A 22,123-nucleotide genomic window follows, 5' to 3' on the forward strand; every position below is an offset into this window, starting at 1 on the left:
GGTGCGAGGATATCGGCACGCCGCAGGCCGATGCCACCGGGGGGCACGTGATATAGGCCGCACTGCCGTCGGACACGCTGACTGCAGGGCTATTGCCGTCCTTCGGACTGCAGGTTGGCCATAATCTCCGCGACGGAGAGCCGATGCTCCGGCATCTCGTCGTCGGCCCTGCGCCTGTTCCGCCTGCTCGACGTGCCCACTATGGGCGCGGAAGGTTGTTGTCGCACAGTTTTTTGGCGCGGCTCGGGCTGCCTGTCCTGCTGCGACCGGGGTTCGTCGGGTGACTCGTCCACAGTCCCAGCGAGCACCTCTTCCCAGCCACCCGTCTGAGTGAACCCGGTCTGCTCGACATCAGCGGGTCCGGAGTCGTCACTTTCGGAGGAGAGGATGGTGGTCTCGGCGGTGACCGGCTCATCGAAAGGACCGGCGAAGATCGGCATAGAGCCGCTGCCCTGTTGTTTATCAGCGAAGACAGACCAGATCTCGGCGTTTTCGGCGCCATTGTCGGCCGATTCTCCACTCGGGCTGGTCAGCTCTTGGATTCTGGTCGCATCGGCCCGCAATGCTGGGCGATCCATCGGCAGCTCCCCGTCGAACAGCCGTTGCAGGCTCTGCCGAAGCACGGTGAGCTCCGCGCGCAGCGCCACGAGTTCGGCCACGTCGGCTCCCACTTCTTCTCGGATCCTGGCCTCGATACCGAGTTCGTACTCGCGCCGCGCGGTGACCTCCCGCTCCAGTTGCAACTCATAGACCGTCTGCATATCGCGGACCTTGGCCTTGTCGATCGTCGCTTCCTTGCGATACCTTGTCGCGGCCAGCGCACCGATGGTCGCGGCCCATAATGCTGCGATCAGACCTACCCGAACGAAGTGCACATTGTCACTGAATACCAGGAAAATACTGGCAACCAGTCCCAAGGCGATCAAGACGCCAATGAAAAATCTTCCCACGTCATCCCGCTGTCGGCGAGAGGTGCTGCTCCGGGAAGGTGAGACCATGTCAGCCAGAGTATCCAAAACAACGCGCCATGCGCAGATTCCGATTGCGTAAGTCTGCTCGAAAAACTAGCTACGTAGTTGCCGCATCATCGGTGGGCTCGTCCGGAGCGCGACAACAGTACTCCAGCCATAGAGCCGCGACAACCAAAGCCACCCCCGCCAACATCCCGACAATCGCACCCGGACTGTCGGCAGCCGCCGCGCGCACAGTACCACGCTGCGGAAGAATCCAGCATAAGAAGCCGAGCCAAACACCGCCTGCGATAGATCCCACCTGCACCGATGCCTTGGCCAACGCGACGGCGCGAGCGGCGGTGATCGGATGCAGTTGGTGGCGACCATCACCGATCTGGTGATCGTTGACTCTGGCTCGAATCACGAAAGCGAGTACAACTTCGATGACGGCCACCGGATAGAGTGAGGCACCCGCGAAAATCGAGATCGGCGGAAAATTGTCGTAGGCCATTCTGGTGGCGATCCACGCGACAATCGCAGCGACAAGTACGTTCGCCACCAGGTCTAGGACGCGAGTCGGCTTCAGCTTCACGATGTCGCACCCGTCAGCGAGAACTCGGTTCGGCGCACACCGGCCCGCTCGGCCGGATCGAGCCGCGCCAACAGATCCGCGACAGTGTGTGCTCCGCCATCGACCTCTAACACCGCGTCCGGCGCCACATCCAACCACGGCACCAGGACGAAGGCCCGACGATGCGCCTGCGGATGCGGCAGGATCAGCTCTGGATCGGTACTACGGCAAGCGACCGACACGCCGTCGCGTAGCCGCGCGCACCACACGACATCCACGTCGAGCGTCCGCGCTCCCCATCGCTCATCACGGACTCGCCCCGCGGCCTCCTCCAGCTCTTGGCCACGACGCAGCCAGTCCATACAGTCAAAGGCCTGGTCTGTTACCAGCACTGCGGCGTTGAGATAGTCCCCCTGCGGAACACCCCCCCAAGGCGGGGTTGAATACACTGGGGAAACGGCTAGCACCCGATGTCCCAGTCCATCCAGAACACTTCGCAGATGAGCAAGCCGATCACCCAGGTTCGAGCCGATAGACAGCACCGCACGGGTCATCGACGGTCTCCCACAGAGCTCGGCCCAGTCCGAGGAGAAGCTGCGTCAAGATTTCGTCTACTCATTCAACGGCCTTATCCCGGTAACGCGAGGTGACTACACGAACATCGGCGAAAGCGTGCGGGATCGGCGCGGCGGGCTTATGCACAACCACCTCGACCGCCCCGATTCGTGGATCGGTCATCATGTCGTCGGCAATCTCCGCTGCCACCGTCTCGATGAGGTTGCGCGGCCTGCCCTGCACGATACGCACCGCGCGCTCGGCCAGCGCGCCGTAGTCGACGGTAGCCGCCAAATCGTCGGATGCCGCGGCAGCGGTGAGATCTACCCACACTGTCAGGTCGATTACGAATTCCTGACCGTCGCGGCGCTCATGCTCGAATACGCCGTGCTGCCCATAAACACGCAGGCCACGCAGCTCGATTCGATCGTCGCCAAACCGGAGTGACGAACTTCGCGACAGCGCATCATCTTCGGTACGAACCGGGGACCGGTTCATCGGTACGCTCCTTCAACGATCGGTCGAGTGATGTCATATCGTGCGGCACGCTGTCGTACGGCGTTCTGCCACGCGGTGGCGACAGTGATCGCGTCCAGCGAAGAACGCACATCGTGCACGCGCACTCCCCACGCGCCGTGTAGGGCGGCGAGCGCGGAAATAGTCGCAGTGGCTGTCTCGCGACCCTCTGGTGGACGCGGCCCCACATCGCCTGCGAGCAACGTGCCGAGGAAGCGCTTACGCGAGGCACCTATCAGGATCGGCAGCCCGGCGGCGACCAGTTCGGGCAACGCGCCCAGCAGTGCCCAATTGTGCTGGGCGTTCTTCGCGAAACCCAACCCAGGGTCGAGGATCAGCCGAGAGGAGTCCACCCCCGCCGCCACAGCCAGGTCGACCTGGGTGATCAATTCGGCGAGTACCTCGGCAACAACGTCGTCATAGTGGTCCGCGGGACCGGTATGCCGGTAGTCGGCACCCGCCCGCCAGTGCATAAGAATCCACGGGACCTGAGCGGAGGCGATCACCCGAACCATGTCGGGATCGGCGCGGCCACCGGAAACATCGTTCACCACCGATACCCCGGCTTCGATCGCGGCCTCGGCTACAACGGCCCGCATAGTATCAACGCTGGTCGGCACGCCGGCCTCGACCAGGCCGCGGATAACCGGTAGCACCCGTGCGACCTCGGTAGCCGCGTCAACACGCATAGCACCTGGTCTAGTCGACTCCCCACCGACATCGATGATGTCCGCGCCCGCCGCGTAGAGCCGCACACCATGCGCGATAGCCGCTTCGGGAGCTAGATATCTACCGCCATCAGAGAACGAATCGCTGGTGACGTTCACTACCCCCAGCACCGCACAGCAACGACCGCCGCGTACGCTCACGCTCGCAAGCCCGCGCGCGCTGGCCTCGCTCACTTCCGCAGGATGAGATCGAGCGCCTCGGCACGCGAGGCGGCGTTGGACTGGAGTAGTCCGCGCACGGCGGAAGTGGTAGTGCTCGCGCCCGGCTTGCGAATACCACGCATCGCCATACAGAGGTGTTCGGCTTCGACTACCACGATCGCGCCGCGCGGATCGAGCTTGCGCATAACCGCTTCGGCAATCTGGCTGGTCAGACGCTCTTGTACCTGGGGCCGCTTGGCGTAGAGATCGACCAGCCTGGCCAGCTTGGACAGACCGGTGACCCGGCCGTGCGGGCCGGGGATGTAACCGACGTGGGCGACACCATGGAACGACACGAGGTGATGCTCGCAGGTTGAATACATCGGAATGTCCCGGACCAGCACGAGCTCCTGATGTCCTTCGTCGAATACGGTGTCGAGCACCGAGTCCGGTTCCACGTAGAGCCCGGCGAAGGTCTCACGGTACGCGCGCGCGACACGGGCGGGTGTCTCACGCAAGCCGGGCCGATCGGGATCCTCGCCAACGGCTATCAGCAACTCCCGTACTGCGGCTTCGGCGCGTCTCTGATCGAATGACCTGCCAGTTTCCAATGCGACCTGCCCCGGCTCGACGATGCCCGCACCCATGCCGCGGGATTCGGCGTTATCCGCCGAGGCGAGGTTATCCGCCTGAGCGAGGATGTAACCACCATCGTGGTTGTTGGCCGACAATCGAGGACACCTCCAAAATCTCGGGGTGCCTGTCATTGCTGGGCACCCCCGAGTCGAGCCTAATCGGCGCTCGTCAGTGTCGACCGTTTGGTCCATCCCACTCGCCGTTTTGCCCTTCACCATTCGGATTGGCGTGGTGCTGCTCTTTATTGCCACCATGATCGCCATACCCACCCTGGCCGTAGCCCTCCGCAGGCGCACTCTGCTGCGGCCCCTCTTGTGGAGGACCCCACTGTGGGTAACTGGGTTGCTGCGGGTAACCGGGCTGCTGCGGGTCGCCCCAGCCGGCCGGCTGTCCCTGCGACTCGTCCCGCGGTGGCCAGCCGGGAGCGGACCACCCTGCGGGAGCGCCATAGTCCGGGCGCGAACCATGCGTGCCCTGGCGTGGATAGCCCGGGGCAGACGCTTGCGGCAGGGGATAGCCGGGCGCGGGCGAGCGACCGTACTGTGGCGGCGCACCGTAACTGCCTCCCGGCGGATAGCCATTGGCTACCTGCTGCTCACGCTGCGCGGCCGCGGGCACGGGTTTCGTCATCGGTTCCGGCGGCCATGTCTCACCACGCTCGGCAGCCAACTCTCCCGGGGTCTTCACCGGCGGTTTGTCCGAGGGGACACGGTCGCCGAAGTCGTTGAACGCAGTGATCCGCGGACGCTTATGCACCGAGGCAAGGATCTGCTCGAGGTCCTTGCGATGCAAGGTCTCCCGCTCCAGCAGCGCAGTGGCTAGTTCGTCGAGCACATCGCGGTACTCGTTGAGAATCGACCACGCCTCGGTATGCGCGGCCTCGATCAGATTGCGCACCTCTTCATCGATCGCGCCCGCCACTTCATGCGAATATTCCGAACCCATCCCCATCGAACGGCCGAGGAACGGATCTCCCTGCTCCTGGCCGTACCTGACCGCGCCGAGCCGAGCGCTCATGCCGTACTCGGTGACCATCGCACGAGCGATCTTGGTGGCCTGGTCGATATCTGAGGACGCGCCGGTGGTCGGCTCATGGAACACCAGCTCCTCGGCCGCACGACCGCCCATCGCCATGACCAGGCGGGCGATCATCTCCGAACGGGTCATCAGCCCCTTGTCGTCTTCGGGCACCGTCATGGCATGTCCGCCGGTGCGGCCGCGCGCCAAGATGGTGACCTTATACACCGGCTCGATATCCGGCATGGCCCACGCGGCCAGGGTATGGCCACCTTCATGGTATGCGGTGATCTTCTTTTCGTGCTCGCTGATGATCCGGCTCTTGCGGCGCGGGCCGCCGATCACCCGATCGACCGATTCCTCCAGCGATTCACCGGTGATCACCGCGCCGTTCTCGCGAGCGGTGAGTAATGCGGCCTCATTGATCACATTGGCCAGATCCGCGCCGGACATACCAACGGTGCGCTTGGCCAGCCCGTCCAAATCGGTCTCCGGTGCAATCGGCTTACCTTGCGAGTGCACCCGGAGGATGGCGCGACGCCCGGCGAGATCGGGATTGCTGACCGGAATCTGTCGGTCGAATCGCCCCGGGCGCAGCAGTGCTGGATCGAGGATGTCAGGGCGGTTGGTCGCGGCGATCAAGATGATGCCGGTGCGATCGCCGAAGCCGTCCATCTCGACCAAGAGCTGGTTGAGGGTTTGCTCACGCTCGTCGTGACCGCCGCCGAGGCCGGCGCCGCGTTGACGACCGACCGCGTCGATCTCGTCGACGAAGATAATGCAGGGGCTGTTCTGCTTGGCCTGCTCGAACAGATCCCGTACTCGGGAGGCACCCACACCGACGAACATCTCGACGAAGTCCGAGCCGGAGATGGTGAAGAACGGCACACCAGCCTCACCCGCGACAGCGCGAGCCAGCAGGGTCTTACCCGTGCCCGGTGGGCCGTAGAGCAGGACGCCCTTGGGAATTTTGGCCCCGAGCGCCTGATAACGGACGGGGTTCTGCAGGAAGTCCTTGATCTCGTAGAGTTCCTCGACCGCCTCATCGGCCCCGGCCACGTCGGCGAACGTGGTCTTGGGCATGTCCTTGGACAGCTGTTTGGCTTTCGATTTACCGAAGCCCATCATGCCGCCGCGGCCACCGCCCTGCATACGGGCCATTACGAAGATGAACAGACCGAGCAGGATCACCATCGGCAGCACGAACAGCAAGATCTGAGTGAACCAGCTCTCCTGCTTGACCACGGTGTTGTAGTCGGCGCCGGAGTTCTTCACAGCCTGGAATATCTGCGCGGAAGTCTCGCTACCGCCCGGGTACTTGGCGATGATCTTGGTTTGACCGCCGGTGGCGTCGTTGCCGTTCTTCAGCTCGATGCGCAGTTGCTGTTCGCGGTCGTCGATCTGAACGTTCTTGACGTTGCTCTTGTTCTCCAGCTGGCTCAGGGCGACCGACGTATCGACGCTCTTCCAGCCCCGCGTGTCGTTGCCGAAGTAGCTGAACGCATAGATCACGAGCAGAATGCCCGAGACTACGGCCAGGGTGCGAAACACAGTCTTGCGGTTCATAGAGCGTCGGCCGGGGCGGCCAGTCCTTTCCGGTGTCTCCGGTTCTTGCCTAGCGATGCGTCTGGCGTATCCGGTTCCGCGAGGGTCCGGATGCGGACATGCCACGTTACCGCGTACGGTCTATTCGATACATCGCATAGTTCGGCTGCAGGTGCAGTTGAAGAGGTAAACGAGCAGGGAACGTAGGTGGTTCCCGACATCTCCTGTCCGACTTCCTCCAAGTGGCAACAATCTCCAAGTGGCAACAATCATGACATGTTCCGCCTATCGTGAGCGACGACACAATATCGCGGCGCGAACAACAGTCACGGAAGCGGTAGCTCACGTGACCACGAAAGCGCCCTGGAGCACTGCGAATCGGACACGAACGCAGGGGGTATGGACATAGTCGAGTTAAGGACACCCACAGCGATACTGCGGCACGGTCACGGCAGGTTGATCGTTCTGCGACCCGGATCCGGCGGCGAGCGTGTGCTCGATGTTCCGGTTTCGGACCTGCTCAAGGTCCGTTTGAACCGGCGGGCGGACGACGCAGTTGTCATCGAGATCTACCTGCGGTACCCGAAGCCTGTGCTCACCGGCGTACCCGCTGATCGCACGCCGTTGCCAGTCTTGATCGCCGAGCATGACGTCCACGCGGCCACCGAGATCGTCGACCGGATCAATACGCACATTACGGCGACCCAACGCATCGACGTGACAGCCCCCGATCTATGTCCCCCCACCCCCACTTGGGGTAAAGGCGGTCCCAACCGCGCGGACGTGGACCGGGCCGCGCGCAAGATGACATCACGACGCGACACGAAACAGGCGATAGCGGCCCTGCACCACTACGTGATGCCGGATGAGTACGTGCTGGAGGCCACCGTCGTGAACGCGCTGCCACCAGCCGGCACCGGTCCCGGCCTCTTGGCAGTGACGACAAGACGGCTGCTGTTCATCTCTACCTGCGCAACCCGCTATGCCCACGAACTGCCCATTTCGTTGATCATGTGGACGAATACCATTGACACACCCGCCGCGGGCTCCGGCGAGATCGACACCGAACATGGCATGACGAGTATCGAGGTGTACGACGGCAGCCGGACCCTGTGCTTCGCAGGCACTGATAGCACCGACACCGAACGGATCACCTGCGCGGTGAACTTCGCAGTACATCGCGAATCCGCCGATGGCGCCATCAGGCCTGCGGATCCCGGGGTCGCCCAGTTGTATTCGGAATGGGAGTTGCTGGTGGAGCGCCACTCCCTCGGTATGGTCGACGACGCGCAGTTCCAACGCTACGGGCGCGGCATTCTGCGCTCACTCCCCGATCGGAGCTGAGTTCAATGCGATCCGCCGCCACGGGCTGGTGGGGCGTAGCCACAACCGCAGCAGCTCCTTGCGACGATCGACACCGCCGTTCTTCAGCTCGGCCAAATCCTCGCAAGCCTGCCAGTAGGTCCAACCGGTGAGATAAGCGTCCCCGAACTGACGCCAGTTGCGGTATTTGCGCTGCGCCAGCGGCAGGGCGCGCTGAAGATAGCCCCAGGCCGCCTCGGCATCCAGGTAGCCTGCGGTGTAGGCCATCCTGGCCACTGCGACCACCCTGGCCAGATCCCAGGCATGGATATCGCCGGGTAGCGGCCGGACCAGGTGGTCGGTGAAACCGATCTTGATCGCCTGCGCCCAGATATCGTAATCACGAACCAGCGCCTCGGGATTGTCCATGCCACGGAACGCACCGACCTGCCGTAGGAACGCTCGGTGCCGATCGGCTCGCTCGCCGAAACGGTCGCGTTCGCTGGCGTTGATCGAAGCCATGACAAGCGGATGCACCAGCGCGTAGAGCGGAGCGTGCATGCCGTCCAGCAGCTGTTCCATCGATGCCTGCGCCTCAGTACCGTCGGTAATGCCCCACGCACCGGTCAACGTATCAATGGCCAACTCACGACGATCGCCGAGCGGATGCGTGCGTTCCGGTCCGAGCAGCAAAGCATCATGGAAGGCATCCCAACGCGCCGAGTAGAAGGCGCCGAGTGCCAGTGCCCGCAGCTCATCGCCGGAGACCGCGGCACCGGACCAATGGTCTTCTTCCCGTTCATCCAGCTCCGGATAAGAAAACGTCGTCAAGGTGGGCACTCCGCGTGAAGCCATGTCCTGATTGTCCCCTATCACACGCAATAGATATTCGATATTCGTAGGATGCCACTGCGGACTCGCCCACCGACGCAAGGGGGACGCGGCCACCGTGTGAACGATTTTTCCAGCGGTTTCCGTTCGCACTGACACCTGTGGTAGTCCGGAGCTAGTGTGCTGACATGTGTAGAAATATCACCGTCCTGCGTGGCCTGGAACCTGCCGCGACCGAGCAGGAGATATATGCCGCCGCACTTCAGTACGCGCGTAAGGTCGGTGGCGTGTCCGGCCTGAGTTCGGCCACCAAGCCCGCTATGGACAGGGCTGTCGCGGCCATCGCGGCGGCGACTACCACATTGCTCGCCGAACTGCCCACCCGCAAGGTCGCACCGACCACCGAACCACCGCTTCGCCGGATCGCCGCCCGCGAAACCGCCGCGGGGGAATAACCGATCCGGTTCACGACAGAGCATCGGCTCCGTAGACAGCGGCGCAATCCAATGCGATCTCCAGAGGCAGACTGCGCTCTTCGATCGGAAATCCCAGAAGGTGTTCGATCTGCTGAACGCGGTAGCGGATCGTGTTCTTATGTACGCGGAGCAACTTCGCTGTAGCCTCCGGGCTGCGGTGGCTGCGCAGGTAGGCGTGCAATGTCTCACGCAATCGCACAATGTTCGCATCCTGGCCCGCCAACGCGCCCAATTCACGCCGCACCAGCCCACGCATAGCCGCGTCGTCCGCACCCGCCAAATAGACGATCTCTACTGTGCGGTACCCGGTGACCCGTTGGCCACCCCCTGGCATGCGCTCAGCGACATGCCGCGCGGCAACAGCCTCACGATGGCTTTGCCGAAAACCCTCGACCCCACCGGCGGGTACCCCGAAGGCGACTCGGACCGGGGCCTCGACCCTAGCCGCCAACAGCCGCTCCAACTGCCCCGGCACCGCGAGTCCCGCATCGTGCCTGGCGTCCAATCCCGCCCACGCCCACACCGCACTGGCTCCAATTGGGATGGTGAGCATCCTGCTGCTGCCCAAGGCCGAGGCCAACCGCGCCGCGACCTGGTCGAGCAGACCGGTCGCTTCCGCGTCAGCACATCCTGGCTCTCCGGTCAGTTCATCGGTCCACAATACGAAGGCCAGATGCTTCTGCAGCAACCGGTAGCCCAACCGTACCGACGCCTGCCCGACATCCACTTCATCGCCGGCGAGCAGAGCGCGGACGGTCTCGGTGCGCCGGTTGAGTGCGGCGCGCAGAACTTGCTCGCGCTCTTCCATATATGTGTCGGTGAGCAACTCGACCGAGGCGCTCATCCATTTGGTAGCCCGCTCGAACAGCCGCAGCAGCACCATCCGCTCCAACTCGGGCGGTACCTGCTGCTGCTCGATCATTTCGGTCAGGTAGCCGAGCACCGCCTCCATGCCCACGTGATAGACCCGTAAGAGCAACCGCAGCTCGAAACCGCGTCGAGCCACACTGCGCGCGAACGCGTGTGCCTCTTCCGGGAGCGAGAACTCGAAAGTGTCGCTAGCCAAGCGGCTGAGCACGGTCCGCGCATGGGCCCGGGTACTCGCCGCGAGGTCGCGGCGCATATCGCGATCAGTCAGTTCTGGGATGCGCTCGATAACGACGTCGTCGAGCCGGGTGACGATCTGTTCGAGCGTCTCGACGCGCATGGTCGCATAGACATAGTCGGTCAGCCAATCGCGAACCTCACCGGGCGCCGGGCTCGGCCGAGACACGCTATCCAGCGGAACAGCCGCAGTCGCCGCCGAAGTATCAGAAACCGGAACAGCCATCGCCCCCTCCTTCTGCTCGAGCGTCTTACTCAGGCCGAATTTGTACTTTGGATATAAATATTCTCGATACACTTGATAAATCAGGCCAAGAACGTCCGCTCTTATTGTGTCACGATCATATTTCAGTGGTCTGGCTCACTGCAGTCAGCAGACCGCGGACCAAAACATGTCAGTGGGAGAGCAGCAGTGACCAATACCGAACCAGCCCCAGGTCCGATCAAGAAAGCATCAGCCCACACGAAGGCCGCAGGCCCCTCCAGCATCGAAGTGCGTAACCCCGGCACCGGAAAGATCGTCGGCGCGATACCGGATGAAACCGCTGACGTCGTCGCGGCAAAAGTCCGTGAGCTACGGCTCTACCAGCCGGAATGGCGGGAGATCGGTCCCGACGGCCGTAAGGCTTGGCTGCTGAAGTTCCAGGATTGGTTGTTCGACAACACCGACCGACTGGCCACCGTACTGCAATCAGAGACCGCGAAGCCCCGAGCAGAAGCCCTGATCGATCCGAGCTTCTCAGCCGATCTGATCGGCTACTACGCGCGCCACGCAGGCGAATTCCTCGCAGACGAGCACCCCACACCACATAGCCCGCTGGCCAAAGCCAAGCGGCTGAGCACGATCTACCGGCCCTATCCGGTGGTCGGTGTGATCACACCGTGGAACTTCCCGCTAGCCATGCCGGTAATGGACACCTTCCCCGCTCTCGCCGCAGGTGCGGCTGTGTTGCTCAAACCTTCGGAGGTGACCCCGCTCTCGGCACTGGAATTGGCCGCGGGCTGGACGGAAATCGGCGCCCCACCGGTCCTCTCCGTAGTCACCGGGGCCGGCGCGACCGGAGCGGCTGTAGTCGACAATGTCGACTATCTCCAGTTCACTGGTTCCACCGCGACCGGACGCAAGATCGCCGTCGCCTGTGCGGAACGCATGATCCCCTACAGCCTCGAACTGGGCGGCAAGGACCCCGCCATCGTTCTGGCCGACGCCGACCTCGACCGCGCCGCGCACGGCATCACCTTCGGCGGCATGTTCAACTCCGGACAAGTCTGCCTCTCGGTTGAGCGAGTATATGTGGAAGCGCCGGTGTACGACGAGTTCGTTGCCAAACTGACCGCCAATGTCAAGGCCCTACGCCAAGGCCTCGATGGGCGCGACTCGAAATACGACGTGGGCGCGCTGGCCAATGAGCAACAGATGGCCACTGTGCAACGCCATGTCGAGGAAGCCGTCGCGGCAGGCGCGAAGGTGCTGACCGGCGGCAAGCGCGCCGGGTTCGGCACCGCGTTCGAGCCGACCGTGCTTGTCGACGTCGACCACACCATGTCCTGTATCACTGAGGAGACTTTCGGCCCGACGCTGCCAGTCATAAAGGTGGCCGATGAGGCGGAGGCGATCCAGCTGGCCAATGACTCGGTCTACGGTCTGTCGGCCTCAGTCTGGACGAGCGACAAGGAACGTGGCGCGCGAATCGCCCGGCAATTGGACGTCGGTGCGGTCAATATCAACGATATATTCGCCAACCTGTTCAGCTACGCACTACCGATGGGCGGCTGGAGGCTGTCCGGCGTCGGTGCGCGCTGGGGCGGGGCCGAAGGAGTACGCAAGTACTGCCGCCAGCAGGCGATCACCATGCCGATCCTGCCGACCCCGCAGAAGGAATTGTTCTGGCAACCGTATTCGATGCCAAAACTCCTACTCGCAATCAGCGCCATGCGCGCGGCCGGTGCGCGCGGGCTTCGTAGGCTGAACTTTCCAGCCGTCCTGAGGCTCAGGGGAGAAGACAAATGAGCGTCGCGGAGCAGGTCCAAGGCAAGATAGTCGTTATCACCGGCGGCGCCCGCGGGATCGGATTGGCCACCGCTACCGCACTGCAGGCCCTCGGTGCGCGGATCGTCATCGGCGATATCGACGAGGCCGCTGCCAAAGAATCCGGCTCGGCGCGCGAATTCGAGTTCTACGGCAAGCTCGACGTGACCGATCAGGCCTCATTCGAAGGTTTCCTCGACGAGGTGGAGCGCACCCTAGGCCCGATCGATGTACTGATCAACAACGCGGGCATAATGCCGATCGGCAAGCTGGTGGACGAACCGGATCGGGTTACCCGCCGTATCCTCGACATCAACGTCTACGGGGTGATTCTCGGCTCCAAGTCGGGGTTACGCCGGATGCTGCCGCGCGACCACGGGCACATCATCAATATCGCCTCGCTCGCAGGCGAGTCGCACATCCCTGGCTTGGCTACCTACAACGCCAGCAAGCACGCGGTACTCGGGTTCACTGATACCCTCCGCGAGGAGTACCGGGGCACCGGCCTGCACTTCTCTTCGGTGCTGCCCACATTGACCAACACCGAACTCGGCTCCGGTCTCACCACCCCGGTGCGCGCGGCCGAACCAGAGGAAATCGCCGACGCCATCGCAAAGCTGATAGCCACGCCGAAGGCCAAGGTCAGGGTGACCGCTCTGGCCGGATTCATCGCCCAGACCATAGGCTTGCTGCCACAGCCGCTCGCCGACCGCATCGGCCGGGCACTCGGTACGGATCATCTGTTCCTCGGTGCCGCCGAAGATGAGAAACGCAAAACATACGAGGAACGCGCCCGCAACGTGTGATAGTCGCGACGATAGGGTGCTGCTGCTGAAATCCGGCGACGGCGCCGTGCGGGCGATCCATCAGCAGTACCGACCCGATTGTGATCAAACTAACATCTTTTCTCGGACATCGGCGACCGCTGGTCCACAAGGCATCTTCAGCCCGCCCACCACAGCGGACACAAAGACCACGACCTGCCGTAGCTACTTGAACCATAGCTCCATCAATGCTGGTCAGGCGACTGGCCACACAATCACGGCCAGAGCAGCTCGGCGCACGTCGAGGCACGGGCGAACCACATGGTGCACTGCGGCACGATAAGCAATATGCTGTGTTTAACAAACCTGTCGGCTGTTTATCTGCTTCATATGAACTTCTCAGCCCGATAAAGCTGGAAAATCGAGACCGATTCTGATAGCAAGAGGCTATGGACCCGCACTTGCGCGACCTGCGGTATTTTGTCGCCGTCGCTGAGGAACTACACTTCACCAACGCCGCTCAGCGGCTGCACATCGCTCAACCCACCCTGTCACGTCAGATCCGGCAGCTGGAACGCCAGCTCGACGTAGTCCTTTTCGACCGCAACCAGCGCAGTGTCGCATTGACCGTCGCGGGCAAAGAACTACTCGAAGGCGCCCGCAAGATCTTGGAACTGTGGGAAAGCACCAACATCTCGCTGAAAGAAGCGGGGGAAGTGCTGCGTGTCGGCATCCAGGCCACACTCGGCCGCGGACTGCTCAGCGATTTGGAGAGCGCGAGCGGACATCGCCTCGCACTGCACTCGGCAGCATGGACCGACCCGTCCAGCGGACTCTCCAGCCGCCAAGCCGACCTCGCCATGGTCTGGCTGCCGCTACCGGAGCTGAATCGCTACCGCTGGCAAGTGCTACGCACCGAACCGCGCTGGGTATTGCTTCCGGAAAACCATCCGCTGGCTGTCTCGTCGACTGTCGAGTTCGCCGATCTGCTCGACGAACCGTTCATCGCGCTGCCTACCGAAGCCGGTGCGGTGCGCGATTTCTGGCTCGGCAATGACGGGCGCGGCGGCCGCCCACCCAGGATCGGTGCCGAGGCCGCGACCCCCGAGGACCGGCTGGAAGCCGTAAGCCTCGGCCTCGGCGTCTGCCTGCTCGCCGAGAACAATGTACCTATGTACCGCTGGCCCGGCCTGACTGCACGCCCAGTTTCCGGGCTCGCGCCGTGTGAGCTCGCTGTGGCATGGCGGTCCGACGACCATCGACCGACCATCCTGGAATTCGCTGGTCGTGCCATCGAGGGCGGATTCGCCGCACAACGGTCCCCAGTCAGCGTCTGAAGTGCCTCCACCCGCTCTAGCTGGGCTGGGTGCGCGCGCAGCACCCCGGGCATCGACTGGTTGAAGGCCGGTCGGCTTCGGACACGATGCGGCGAACACGTCGGCTGCGCCTGCACCGAATCGGCGCAGGCGCCTACGACCTGCCTGTGTAGGACAACCACCCGCATAGCGTTGCCATAGGGCAGTACAGCGGGCGCGACGAGATGACCTGCTGCCGCGGTGAGCGAAGTCGCTCTCCTGGCAGCGGCTACCCAATGCCAGTCGAGCTGGACCAGCCGCGATGGCAGATCAAGAGCCAACCCGATACGGAGCCTGCCGGGCGGATCGACCTCGGTCAGATCAGGCCGTGCCGCGAGGGCCGCCAGAGCCAGCGCCGCATCGTCGACCGTCGTCGCGAGTACACCGTTTTCGACCTGGCTGGAACAGACGCGAGCATCGACAAGGGGGAAACGCCCCGGCGCGATGCCGAAGACTCCACAGCACGCCGAGGCGACGCGACCGACGATCACCGCCCCGCAGCACGCAGCCTAGTCTGGGCGGGATGATCCACGGCGGTCGCCGAGTCCCACGACAGTGGCTCGACTGCGACAGGCACACCGGCCAACGGCAACACATCGAGGTCATCACGCAGTTCTACTGCGGCGGCCTCGGCCATGGCCCGATGCGTAGCCCGGATGCTGCCAGAGCCTGCCCCGAACGCATTCGATTCCCGGCTCACTATCGAGTTCCGCGCCAAAGCGTCCACCGCTACCCGGCTGGGAAACAACAAACCATCACGCACGCTCGCCGCGATTATCGATGCCGGGCGACGCTCGATAACTGGTGCGAGGGCACGACCACGTGGGCGCCGGATTCCGGCAGCCGCGGAAAGCGGAGAGGCGTCCATCGACTCAACGGCAGATACATTCCGGATTGCTCGCGCTACGGTCGTCTTGATCGAGCCGGTCGAGATCGAACCGTCCGCCGCCGCGGCCTCGTCAGATATGTACTGGTCGTCCCCCGTCGCTCGCTTATCGAAATCGGGTGATCTGCTGATGAGCCGCAAGTTATCATTTCGAATACGGCGCGGGGGATGATGGTGTTGGGTGTGGCGTAATTTTTCCAGCACATCCAACGAGCAGCCACTGAGGATTCCGCGGCGTCCGCCGAGCCGATAGGTCCGAGCATGAATGCGAACTCCGAAAGAAGATTCGATTCCGACACAGGTGCGAGCACCGACGCTGGGCATAGCGATCTGCCCCACGCTGAATTCGACGCGGTGGCCGCGTTCACCGCGGCCTGGAAAACCACGTGGCGCCCACCGCTGATCGCCGCTTATCTGCCCGACGCGAGCACCTTGCGGCGCGAGGCACTGCTCGAGCTGATTCGCGTCGACCTGCGAAATCGCTGGTTGCGGCGCGCCTCGACAGCAATGGGCACCCTACCGCAACCGACCGCACGTAAACGCTTGGCCGATTACTGCGCCGAATTTCCCGAACTAACTCCCCAAGAGATACCAGCCGGTCTGGTATATGAGGAGTTCGTCATCCGCCGCCACAGCGGGGAACGAATCGATCCGCGCGAATTCCTGCGCGAATACCCATACCAAGCGGAGGAACTGCGCACTCTGTTGAATGCCGATGAGTTGGACCAGAGCACCCGCCGCGTGGTACTGGAAGATTCCACGCAGAACGTTTTCGACCGCACCCGCACTGCCCTCACCGACACCAATTCGAACCAAACCACCCAATCCACTAGTGGTTCGGATATGTCCAGCACGACCGTCACAGAGCCGACCGACACAGCCACCGCGGTCTCCCCCACGATCGGGTCCGCACCGGAACGTGACATCACGCTCGATCGCATCGACATCGGCCATCGGATAGATGACTTCGATCTGCTGACCGCTCTGGGCAGCGGAGCGTTCGCCCGAGTCTTCCTTGCGCGGCAGCGCTCGCTACAGCGGCTGGTCGCGGTCAAGATCTCCACTGATCACGGCACCGAGCCACAGACGCTCGCCCAGCTCGACCACGACTACATCGTTCGGGTCTTCGACCAACGGCTCCTGGACGACGCAGCGGGAGCCACGCGTCGGTTACGGCTGCTCTATATGCAGTTTCTGCCCGGCGGCACACTACTGGGAGTGCTGCGCTGGGTGCGGGCCACACCACCGCATGAGCGCAACGGTCAACTGCTGCTGGACGCCGTCGATGCGGCAATGGAAGAAAAAGGGGAGATCCGGCCGACCGACTCCAGCGTGCGTGCCGAGATCGCGCAGCTCAGCTGGCCGGAAACCGTGGCTTGGCTGGGCAAGCGGCTGGCCGAAGCCTTGGACTACGCATCAACGCATGGCGTACTGCACCGTGATGTGAAGCCGGCCAATGTTCTGCTCACTACCGAGGCGGTGCCGAAACTGGCCGACTTCAACATCAGCTTCAGCCGTAATGTGGCTGGTGCCAGTCCGGTGGCCTATTTCGGCGGATCGCTGGCCTATATGTCACCGGAACAGCTGGAGGCCTGCCATCCCGGCTTCGACCGTGGTGCCATCGATTTGGATACCCGCGCTGACATCTACTCACTCGGTGTTGTGCTGTGGGAGCTGCTCACCGGCGCCAAGCCGTTCGACGACACCACAGCGAATGTGGACGATCAAGGCGATGACACCACCTTGGAGGCCATGCTGGAGCGACGCAGCGCTGGCGTAAATGCAGCCGCACTGCAGCGGGTTCCACCGGACTGCCCGGCCGCACTGCGTCGCGTACTGCTGACCTGTCTCGCACCGGAGCGAACCGACCGTTGGTCCAGCGGCGCCATCCTGGCCAGGCAGTTGGAGATGTGTCTGGATCACCGCGCACGGGAGCTGGTCGACCCAGCGCCACACAGCTGGCGGCGGCGCCTACGCCCCTACTTCTTGCCGGTAGCCCTGCTCTCGGTGGCGTTACCGAATGTGCTTGCCTCGTTGTACAACATCAAGCACAACCAGAGCCTGATCGTCGACCGGATGAACAGTGAAGCCCAGGAAATCTTCTTCATCATCACCGGCACGGTGAACGCGATCTTCTTCCCGGCCGGCATCGCGATCGTGCTGTACATGTCCAGATATGTACTGAAAGTGCCTTCCGGGTTGCGCAGAGGACGCCGATACGATCCGAGCACTCTGCGGCGAGCCAGACGGGACTCTCTGCTGATCGGCGACCGCGCCGTCGCTGTGGCATTCTCCCTGTGGGTCCTGGCGGGGATCATTTTCCCGATCGCGCTACAGCTGTCCACCGGGGCCATGCCGGCACGGGCCGTGGTGCACTTCCTGGTCTCACTGATGGTGTGTGGTGCGATCGCGGTCGCCTATCCGTTCTTCCTGCTGACGTTCTATATGATGCGGTGCATCTATCCGTTGTTTCTCCGGCACGGGGACATCAGTCCGGAAGACGCGGTATGGCTGCGTGGCCTGGATCGACGGTGCAACTGGTATCTCGCGGTCGCCGCCTCTGTGCCGCTGCTCGCGGTTGCGGGGATCACCTTCCTGCGTCCCGACGACATCCCTTCAGTGCTCTCCGCGGTGCGGTTGCTATGTCTCGGTGGCATCATCGCATTCGTGGGCACCTACCTCCTGTTCCGGGCGCTGGAGGCAGACCTGCGGGCACTGGAACGGGTAGTCGACCCCGACTCCGCCGTACTGGACATCGCAGGCAAGCAACCGCGAATCGAACAAGATGCCACGAAGACTGCGGAGAACGGCACGTGACCTCCTCGATTGACGAGGCCATCGTCCGGTTCGGCGACGATTGGCGGCACAGCCTCCACGGCGATCGGTCGACACCACAGATCTGCGACTATGTGCCTGATGGCAGGCAGATCCGCGTGCGCGTACTCACCGAGCTGGTGCGGATCGATATACAACAACGCCGGGAGCGGGAAGGGCTCAGTAAACGAATAGCCGAGTACCGCGAAGAGTTCCCCGAGATAGACGACAGCCCCCAGCTCGTAGATCTGGTGTGTGCGGAGTTCTTGGCGCGCCGCACATATACGCCACTGACGGTGGCCGATTTCCTCGCCGAATATCCAGACCTGGCTGACCAGATCAGCGAACGACTTACCGGCTTCGCCGACAGCGCCGAGACCATAGTCGGCGACGAAGCGAGCGAAGCCATTGTTGCGCTGGCCGATCTCACGCCAGGTCAGCGTGTCGATGACTTCGATCTGCTCACTGATCTCGGCACCGGTCCACTCGGCCGGGTCTTCCTCGCTAGACAACGGTCTATGCAAAGGCTCGTTGCCGTGCGGTTTTCGGTGGGACGAGTGGATATGCCGCTGACGATGGCCCAGCTCGACCACCCGCATATCGTGCGTATCTGCGACCAACGGGTGCTCAGCATCGACGCCGCCAGAAATCTGACCGTTGCCGGGCCAGTGTCTCCCGGCACAGCGACCGATACCGAACTCCTCCATGCGGGTGGCCCAGCAGGCCTAGATCGGCTCGACGCCGACGACACCACGATGGCAGCCAGGTCCTACACTCTCCATGGTCACGGTCCGTCCAGCGGCAGCGCGAAGCCACCCGATCCTCGAACCACCGAACTATCTGTCGAATCCGGCGAAAAAATTCCCATGCGCATACACCGGGAAACACACAGTGCTCGATCGACCGACACCGACACGACAGTTCTCAGTCCGCCGGATCACACCGACTCCGTATCTGCCGCGCAACCGGATTCTTCACCCACCTCGACTGTCTCGGAAGCCCCCGCGGCGACCACTGTTTTCCCGCACCTGGTTTATATGCAGTACCTCCCCGGCGGCACTGCGGACGCTCTGCTCGAACAACGTCGTCAAGGCCCGGTCTCCGACGGCGGTCGGCTGCTACTTCGCGCAGTGGATACCGCCATGGAGGCCAAAGGCGAGATCCGGCCATCGGACTCGAGCGTTCGTGTCGAGATCGCGCAGCTCAGCTGGCCGGAAACCATAGCGTGGATAGGCATACGGCTCGCCGACGCACTGGAATACGCCGAGCACCACGGTGTGCTGCATCACGACATCAAGCCGGCGAATATCCTGTTCACTGCTGAAGGCATCCCGAAGCTCGCGGATTTCGCGCTCGACGAACCTGGCTATCGCACAGCCACAATGCAGCAGACCGCCACTGCGGATACACTGGCCTACCGTTCCCCGGAGCAGCTGGCTCGTTGCCTCGATCACGACGCCCCCACACCGGACAACCGAAGCGACATCTATTCCCTTGGAGTATTGCTCTGGGAGTTGCTGACCGGTGCAAGCCCATTCGAGGACCCGCCGCCCGAACAGTACGACACCGCCACCGAAATGTACGCGAGGATGCTGACGGCACGCTACGCGGGTGTCCACGCGAAAGCGCTGTCGCGCCTGCCCGAGGAGACCCCGGCTGCGCTACGCCGCGTGCTGTTGGATTGTCTGCATGCAGACCCCAAGCGCCGCTGGCGCAGCGGCGCCGAACTCGCCGCACAACTTCAATTGTGCCTCGACGCGCACGCGCGCGATCTGGTCGACCCCGCACCGGACAGCTTTGCCTACCGAGCCAGGGGCTGGCTACTTCCGCTAGCAGCGCTGTGCGTCGGCGTGCCCAGCATGCTGGCGAGCATCTATAACATCCGGCTGAACCAGAACCTGATCGTCGAGCGAATGTCGTCAGTCGACCAGGAGAAATTCGAGACAGTCGGCTTGATCAACAATCTGATCGCCTTTCCGCTGGCTGCGCTGTTTTTACTGTTGCTGACCTGGCGTCCCCTCGCCATCACACATCTACTCGCCCGCGGACGCGAGTACTCCGCTCGCACGCTCGCGAAAGGGCGCCGCGACACACTGTTGATGGGCGATTGGGCGGTATGGGTGCCATTCGGATTCTGGGTGGTCGCCGGCATTGCCTGGCCCTTTGGACTGGCACTGTCCGGCGTCGACCTGCCGCAGCGGACATTCGCGCACTTCTTCACCGCGCAGGTGGTGTGTGCGACCATCGCACTGGCCTATCCGTTCTTTCCGATCATGGTCTACGCACTGCGCTCGATCTATCCACAGCTTCTGGTACACGGCGAGATCGGCCCCGATGACGAACGCCAGCTGCGCGCGCTGGCCAGGCGCGGCAATTTCTACCTCGGTGTCGCGGCGTCAGTTCCCCTGCTCGCAGTGGCGAGCGCGACCTTCGTCGCCGCCGATGACCTGCCCTACATCATCGTTCCGGTGCGCGCACTCAGTGTGAGTGGCATCCTGGCATTCGTGCTCACCTACCGGCTGTTCCGTGTCCTAGAGGCCGACCTGCTCGCCCTGGCCAAAGCGATTCCGCAGCGGGCCCGATGAGCGCATCGTGCCCACTGGGCCGGATTGTGAGCTTGTCACACGTACACGATCCAGCCACCACGCCGCTATATCCGGGCGACCCGGAATTCCGCGCCGATACCGTGGCCACGATTGCCGAGGACGGCTACTACCTGCGCTATCTTCAACACGGTGAACACACAGGAACTCACTGGGGCGCGCCGATCCATTTCGATCCCGGCGGCCTCGCCTCGGACGAGCTGGAGTTGGTCGACCTGCTGTTGCCCGCGGTGAAGATCGACCTCCGGCAGCGCTGCGCGCAGGATCGCGACTACACGATCACCGTCGACGACTTGCGGCACTGGGAAGCCGAATACGGCCGGATCCCGGACGGTGCCGCGATAATCGCCTGGACCGGCTGGGACGCCAAGTGGGGTACGCCGGAATTCGTCGGCACCGGGGAAGCGGCGGGGCATCAACCTGGTTTCGCAGTAGCGACTGTGGCGTGGCTACTGCGTACCGGCAGGCTCGGTCGCCGCGGTGCACTCGGGATCGACACCTTCGGCCCGGATGTAGGCACCGACACAACCTATGCGGTGTCCAAGCTGGTCTACGGCGAACACCGGATCAGTTTGGAATGCCTGGCCAACCTCGCCGTACTGCCGGAGACGGGGGCGTGGGTGCTAGTGGGCGGTCCGATCTATCGCCGTGGATCCGGTTCTCCCGCGACAATTTTCGGGATCCTTCCCGATAACGATCAGCCGCCGTAGACTTTTGGGTTCAAAGTGCCGATGTAGGGCAGGTCACGGTAGCGTTCCGCGTAGTCGAGACCGTAGCCGACGACGAATTCGTTCGGGATATCGAAGCCCACATGCGCGACATCCACATGCGTGCGTAGTGCGTCGGGCTTACGCAGCAGAGTGACCACCTCGAGCGAAGCCGGATTACGAGTGGACAGGTTGCGCTGCAGCCAAGACAGAGTGAGTCCGGAATCGATGATGTCCTCGACGATCAGGACATTGCGGCCCGCGATGTCCTTGTCCAAGTCCTTCATGATGCGCACCACGCCGGAAGACGAAGTGGACGATCCATAGGACGAGACGGCCATGAACTCCATCTGGGTCGGGATCGGCAGCGCCTTGGCCAGGTCGGTCATGAAGAAGATCGCACCCTTGAGCACACCGACCAGTAGCAGGTCCCCCTCTGGGGTGTCGACCGGATACCGCTCGGCGATGAGCCCGGCCAGCTCTTCGGTCTTGGCTGTGATCTGTTCCTGGGTGATCAGTACCGACGCGATGTCGTCCTCGTACACGTCAGTTGGATTCCCTTCCGTGGTGAGTGAGCTCGTTGAACCGGT

Annotated in this window: 19 protein-coding genes; 8 read left to right on the top strand and 11 right to left on the bottom strand. The window is 63.1% G+C overall.

Annotated features, from left to right (window positions below; genetic code table 11):
* Positions 1 to 89 precede the first annotated feature (89 nt).
* The 7 genes from ACX4ZE_RS11710 to ftsH all read right to left on the bottom strand — a co-directional run bounded on the left by ACX4ZE_RS11710 (position 90) and on the right by ftsH (position 6,683).
* Positions 90 to 926 (bottom strand): DUF6779 domain-containing protein, encoded by an 837-nt coding sequence (locus ACX4ZE_RS11710; RefSeq protein WP_480273392.1) that lies wholly within the window; start codon positions 924 to 926, stop codon positions 90 to 92.
* Between the two features lie 142 nt (positions 927 to 1,068).
* Positions 1,069 to 1,539, bottom strand: a complete 471-nt coding sequence (locus tag ACX4ZE_RS11715; RefSeq protein WP_480273429.1) for a DUF3180 domain-containing protein — start codon at positions 1,537 to 1,539, stop codon at positions 1,069 to 1,071.
* A 2-nt stretch (positions 1,540 to 1,541) separates the two neighbouring features.
* On the bottom strand, positions 1,542 to 2,078 hold the full coding sequence (gene folK, locus ACX4ZE_RS11720) for a 2-amino-4-hydroxy-6-hydroxymethyldihydropteridine diphosphokinase (protein ID WP_480273393.1): 537 nt from the start codon (positions 2,076 to 2,078) through the stop codon (positions 1,542 to 1,544).
* 61 nt (positions 2,079 to 2,139) lie between these two features.
* Positions 2,140 to 2,577, bottom strand: coding sequence for a dihydroneopterin aldolase (gene folB / locus ACX4ZE_RS11725; protein WP_480273394.1), 438 nt, complete (start codon positions 2,575 to 2,577; stop codon positions 2,140 to 2,142).
* Positions 2,574 to 3,464 (bottom strand): dihydropteroate synthase, encoded by an 891-nt coding sequence (gene folP / locus ACX4ZE_RS11730; RefSeq protein WP_480273430.1) that lies wholly within the window; start codon positions 3,462 to 3,464, stop codon positions 2,574 to 2,576. The genes folB and folP overlap by 4 nt, the downstream gene beginning before the upstream one ends.
* 29 nt (positions 3,465 to 3,493) lie before the next feature.
* Positions 3,494 to 4,111 (bottom strand): GTP cyclohydrolase I FolE, encoded by a 618-nt coding sequence (folE, locus tag ACX4ZE_RS11735; RefSeq protein WP_480273431.1) that lies wholly within the window; start codon positions 4,109 to 4,111, stop codon positions 3,494 to 3,496.
* A gap of 157 nt (positions 4,112 to 4,268) precedes the next feature.
* Complete coding sequence (gene ftsH, locus ACX4ZE_RS11740; RefSeq protein WP_480273395.1) at positions 4,269 to 6,683, bottom strand: ATP-dependent zinc metalloprotease FtsH; 2,415 nt, start codon at positions 6,681 to 6,683, stop codon at positions 4,269 to 4,271.
* Between the two features lie 378 nt (positions 6,684 to 7,061).
* On the opposite strand from ftsH, the gene ACX4ZE_RS11745 reads away from it, so the two are divergent.
* Positions 7,062 to 8,006, top strand: a complete 945-nt coding sequence (locus tag ACX4ZE_RS11745; RefSeq protein ID WP_480273396.1) for a hypothetical protein — start codon at positions 7,062 to 7,064, stop codon at positions 8,004 to 8,006.
* Here ACX4ZE_RS11745 and ACX4ZE_RS11750 read toward each other — a convergent pair.
* Entirely contained in the window at positions 7,986 to 8,819 is an 834-nt protein-coding gene (locus ACX4ZE_RS11750) for a DUF1266 domain-containing protein (protein ID WP_480273397.1), read from the bottom strand. The two genes, ACX4ZE_RS11745 and ACX4ZE_RS11750, sit on opposite strands and share 21 nt — an antisense overlap.
* A gap of 164 nt (positions 8,820 to 8,983) precedes the next feature.
* Between ACX4ZE_RS11750 and ACX4ZE_RS11755 the strand changes: the two genes are divergently transcribed.
* Positions 8,984 to 9,250 (top strand): DUF2277 domain-containing protein, encoded by a 267-nt coding sequence (locus ACX4ZE_RS11755; RefSeq protein ID WP_480273398.1) that lies wholly within the window; start codon positions 8,984 to 8,986, stop codon positions 9,248 to 9,250.
* A 10-nt stretch (positions 9,251 to 9,260) separates the two neighbouring features.
* Here the strand turns inward: ACX4ZE_RS11755 and ACX4ZE_RS11760 are convergent, their stop codons facing one another.
* Positions 9,261 to 10,601: a PucR family transcriptional regulator gene (locus ACX4ZE_RS11760; RefSeq protein ID WP_480273399.1), complete on the bottom strand. Its 1,341-nt coding sequence runs from the start codon at positions 10,599 to 10,601 to the stop codon at positions 9,261 to 9,263.
* Positions 10,602 to 10,787: 186 nt separating this feature from the next.
* On the opposite strand from ACX4ZE_RS11760, the gene ACX4ZE_RS11765 reads away from it, so the two are divergent.
* The 3 genes from ACX4ZE_RS11765 (at position 10,788) to ACX4ZE_RS11775 (ending at position 14,505) form a co-directional block, all read left to right on the top strand.
* On the top strand, positions 10,788 to 12,386 hold the full coding sequence (locus ACX4ZE_RS11765) for an aldehyde dehydrogenase family protein (protein ID WP_480273400.1): 1,599 nt from the start codon (positions 10,788 to 10,790) through the stop codon (positions 12,384 to 12,386).
* Positions 12,383 to 13,210 (top strand): SDR family oxidoreductase, encoded by an 828-nt coding sequence (locus tag ACX4ZE_RS11770; protein WP_480273401.1) that lies wholly within the window; start codon positions 12,383 to 12,385, stop codon positions 13,208 to 13,210. Before ACX4ZE_RS11765 ends, ACX4ZE_RS11770 begins: the two co-directional genes overlap by 4 nt.
* 407 nt (positions 13,211 to 13,617) lie before the next feature.
* On the top strand, positions 13,618 to 14,505 hold the full coding sequence (locus tag ACX4ZE_RS11775) for a LysR family transcriptional regulator (RefSeq protein ID WP_480273402.1): 888 nt from the start codon (positions 13,618 to 13,620) through the stop codon (positions 14,503 to 14,505).
* Between the two features lie 505 nt (positions 14,506 to 15,010).
* On the opposite strand, the gene ACX4ZE_RS11780 is transcribed toward ACX4ZE_RS11775, so the two are convergent.
* On the bottom strand, positions 15,011 to 15,391 hold the full coding sequence (locus ACX4ZE_RS11780; protein ID WP_480273403.1) for a hypothetical protein: 381 nt from the start codon (positions 15,389 to 15,391) through the stop codon (positions 15,011 to 15,013).
* A 279-nt stretch (positions 15,392 to 15,670) separates the two neighbouring features.
* Here ACX4ZE_RS11780 and ACX4ZE_RS11785 point away from each other — a divergent pair, with 279 nt between their 5' ends.
* From ACX4ZE_RS11785 to ACX4ZE_RS11795, 3 genes are read left to right on the top strand one after another with little or no spacing between them, the layout of a single operon-like run.
* Positions 15,671 to 18,226: a serine/threonine-protein kinase gene (locus ACX4ZE_RS11785; protein WP_480273404.1), complete on the top strand. Its 2,556-nt coding sequence runs from the start codon at positions 15,671 to 15,673 to the stop codon at positions 18,224 to 18,226.
* Complete coding sequence (locus ACX4ZE_RS11790; protein WP_480273405.1) at positions 18,223 to 20,808, top strand: protein kinase domain-containing protein; 2,586 nt, start codon at positions 18,223 to 18,225, stop codon at positions 20,806 to 20,808. Before ACX4ZE_RS11785 ends, ACX4ZE_RS11790 begins: the two co-directional genes overlap by 4 nt.
* Positions 20,809 to 20,834: 26 nt before the next feature.
* On the top strand, positions 20,835 to 21,536 hold the full coding sequence (locus ACX4ZE_RS11795) for a cyclase family protein (RefSeq protein ID WP_480273406.1): 702 nt from the start codon (positions 20,835 to 20,837) through the stop codon (positions 21,534 to 21,536).
* Here ACX4ZE_RS11795 and hpt read toward each other — a convergent pair.
* Positions 21,524 to 22,078: a hypoxanthine phosphoribosyltransferase gene (gene hpt, locus ACX4ZE_RS11800; protein ID WP_480273407.1), complete on the bottom strand. Its 555-nt coding sequence runs from the start codon at positions 22,076 to 22,078 to the stop codon at positions 21,524 to 21,526. The two genes, ACX4ZE_RS11795 and hpt, sit on opposite strands and share 13 nt — an antisense overlap.
* Between the last annotated feature and the right edge of the window lie 45 nt (positions 22,079 to 22,123).

It is taken from the genome of Nocardia sp. TBRC8007 (assembly GCF_056629435.1).

Bases quoted from the DNA above. Each gene is read 5' to 3' on its own strand.
- folE (WP_480273431.1), bottom strand. From the start codon at position 4,111: ATGGGTGCGGGCATCGTCGAGCCGGGGCAGGTCGCATTGGAAACTGGC.
- ACX4ZE_RS11785 (WP_480273404.1), top strand. From the start codon at position 15,671: ATGAATGCGAACTCCGAAAGAAGATTCGATTCCGACACAGGTGCGAGC.
- ftsH (WP_480273395.1), bottom strand. From the start codon at position 6,683: ATGAACCGCAAGACTGTGTTTCGCACCCTGGCCGTAGTCTCGGGCATT.
- ACX4ZE_RS11780 (WP_480273403.1), bottom strand. From the start codon at position 15,391: ATGGACGCCTCTCCGCTTTCCGCGGCTGCCGGAATCCGGCGCCCACGT.
- ACX4ZE_RS11745 (WP_480273396.1), top strand. From the start codon at position 7,062: ATGGACATAGTCGAGTTAAGGACACCCACAGCGATACTGCGGCACGGT.
- ACX4ZE_RS11760 (WP_480273399.1), bottom strand. From the start codon at position 10,601: ATGGCTGTTCCGGTTTCTGATACTTCGGCGGCGACTGCGGCTGTTCCG.
- ACX4ZE_RS11755 (WP_480273398.1), top strand. From the start codon at position 8,984: ATGTGTAGAAATATCACCGTCCTGCGTGGCCTGGAACCTGCCGCGACC.
- ACX4ZE_RS11775 (WP_480273402.1), top strand. From the start codon at position 13,618: ATGGACCCGCACTTGCGCGACCTGCGGTATTTTGTCGCCGTCGCTGAG.
- folK (WP_480273393.1), bottom strand. From the start codon at position 2,078: ATGACCCGTGCGGTGCTGTCTATCGGCTCGAACCTGGGTGATCGGCTT.
- folB (WP_480273394.1), bottom strand. From the start codon at position 2,577: ATGAACCGGTCCCCGGTTCGTACCGAAGATGATGCGCTGTCGCGAAGT.
- ACX4ZE_RS11770 (WP_480273401.1), top strand. From the start codon at position 12,383: ATGAGCGTCGCGGAGCAGGTCCAAGGCAAGATAGTCGTTATCACCGGC.
- ACX4ZE_RS11750 (WP_480273397.1), bottom strand. From the start codon at position 8,819: ATGGCTTCACGCGGAGTGCCCACCTTGACGACGTTTTCTTATCCGGAG.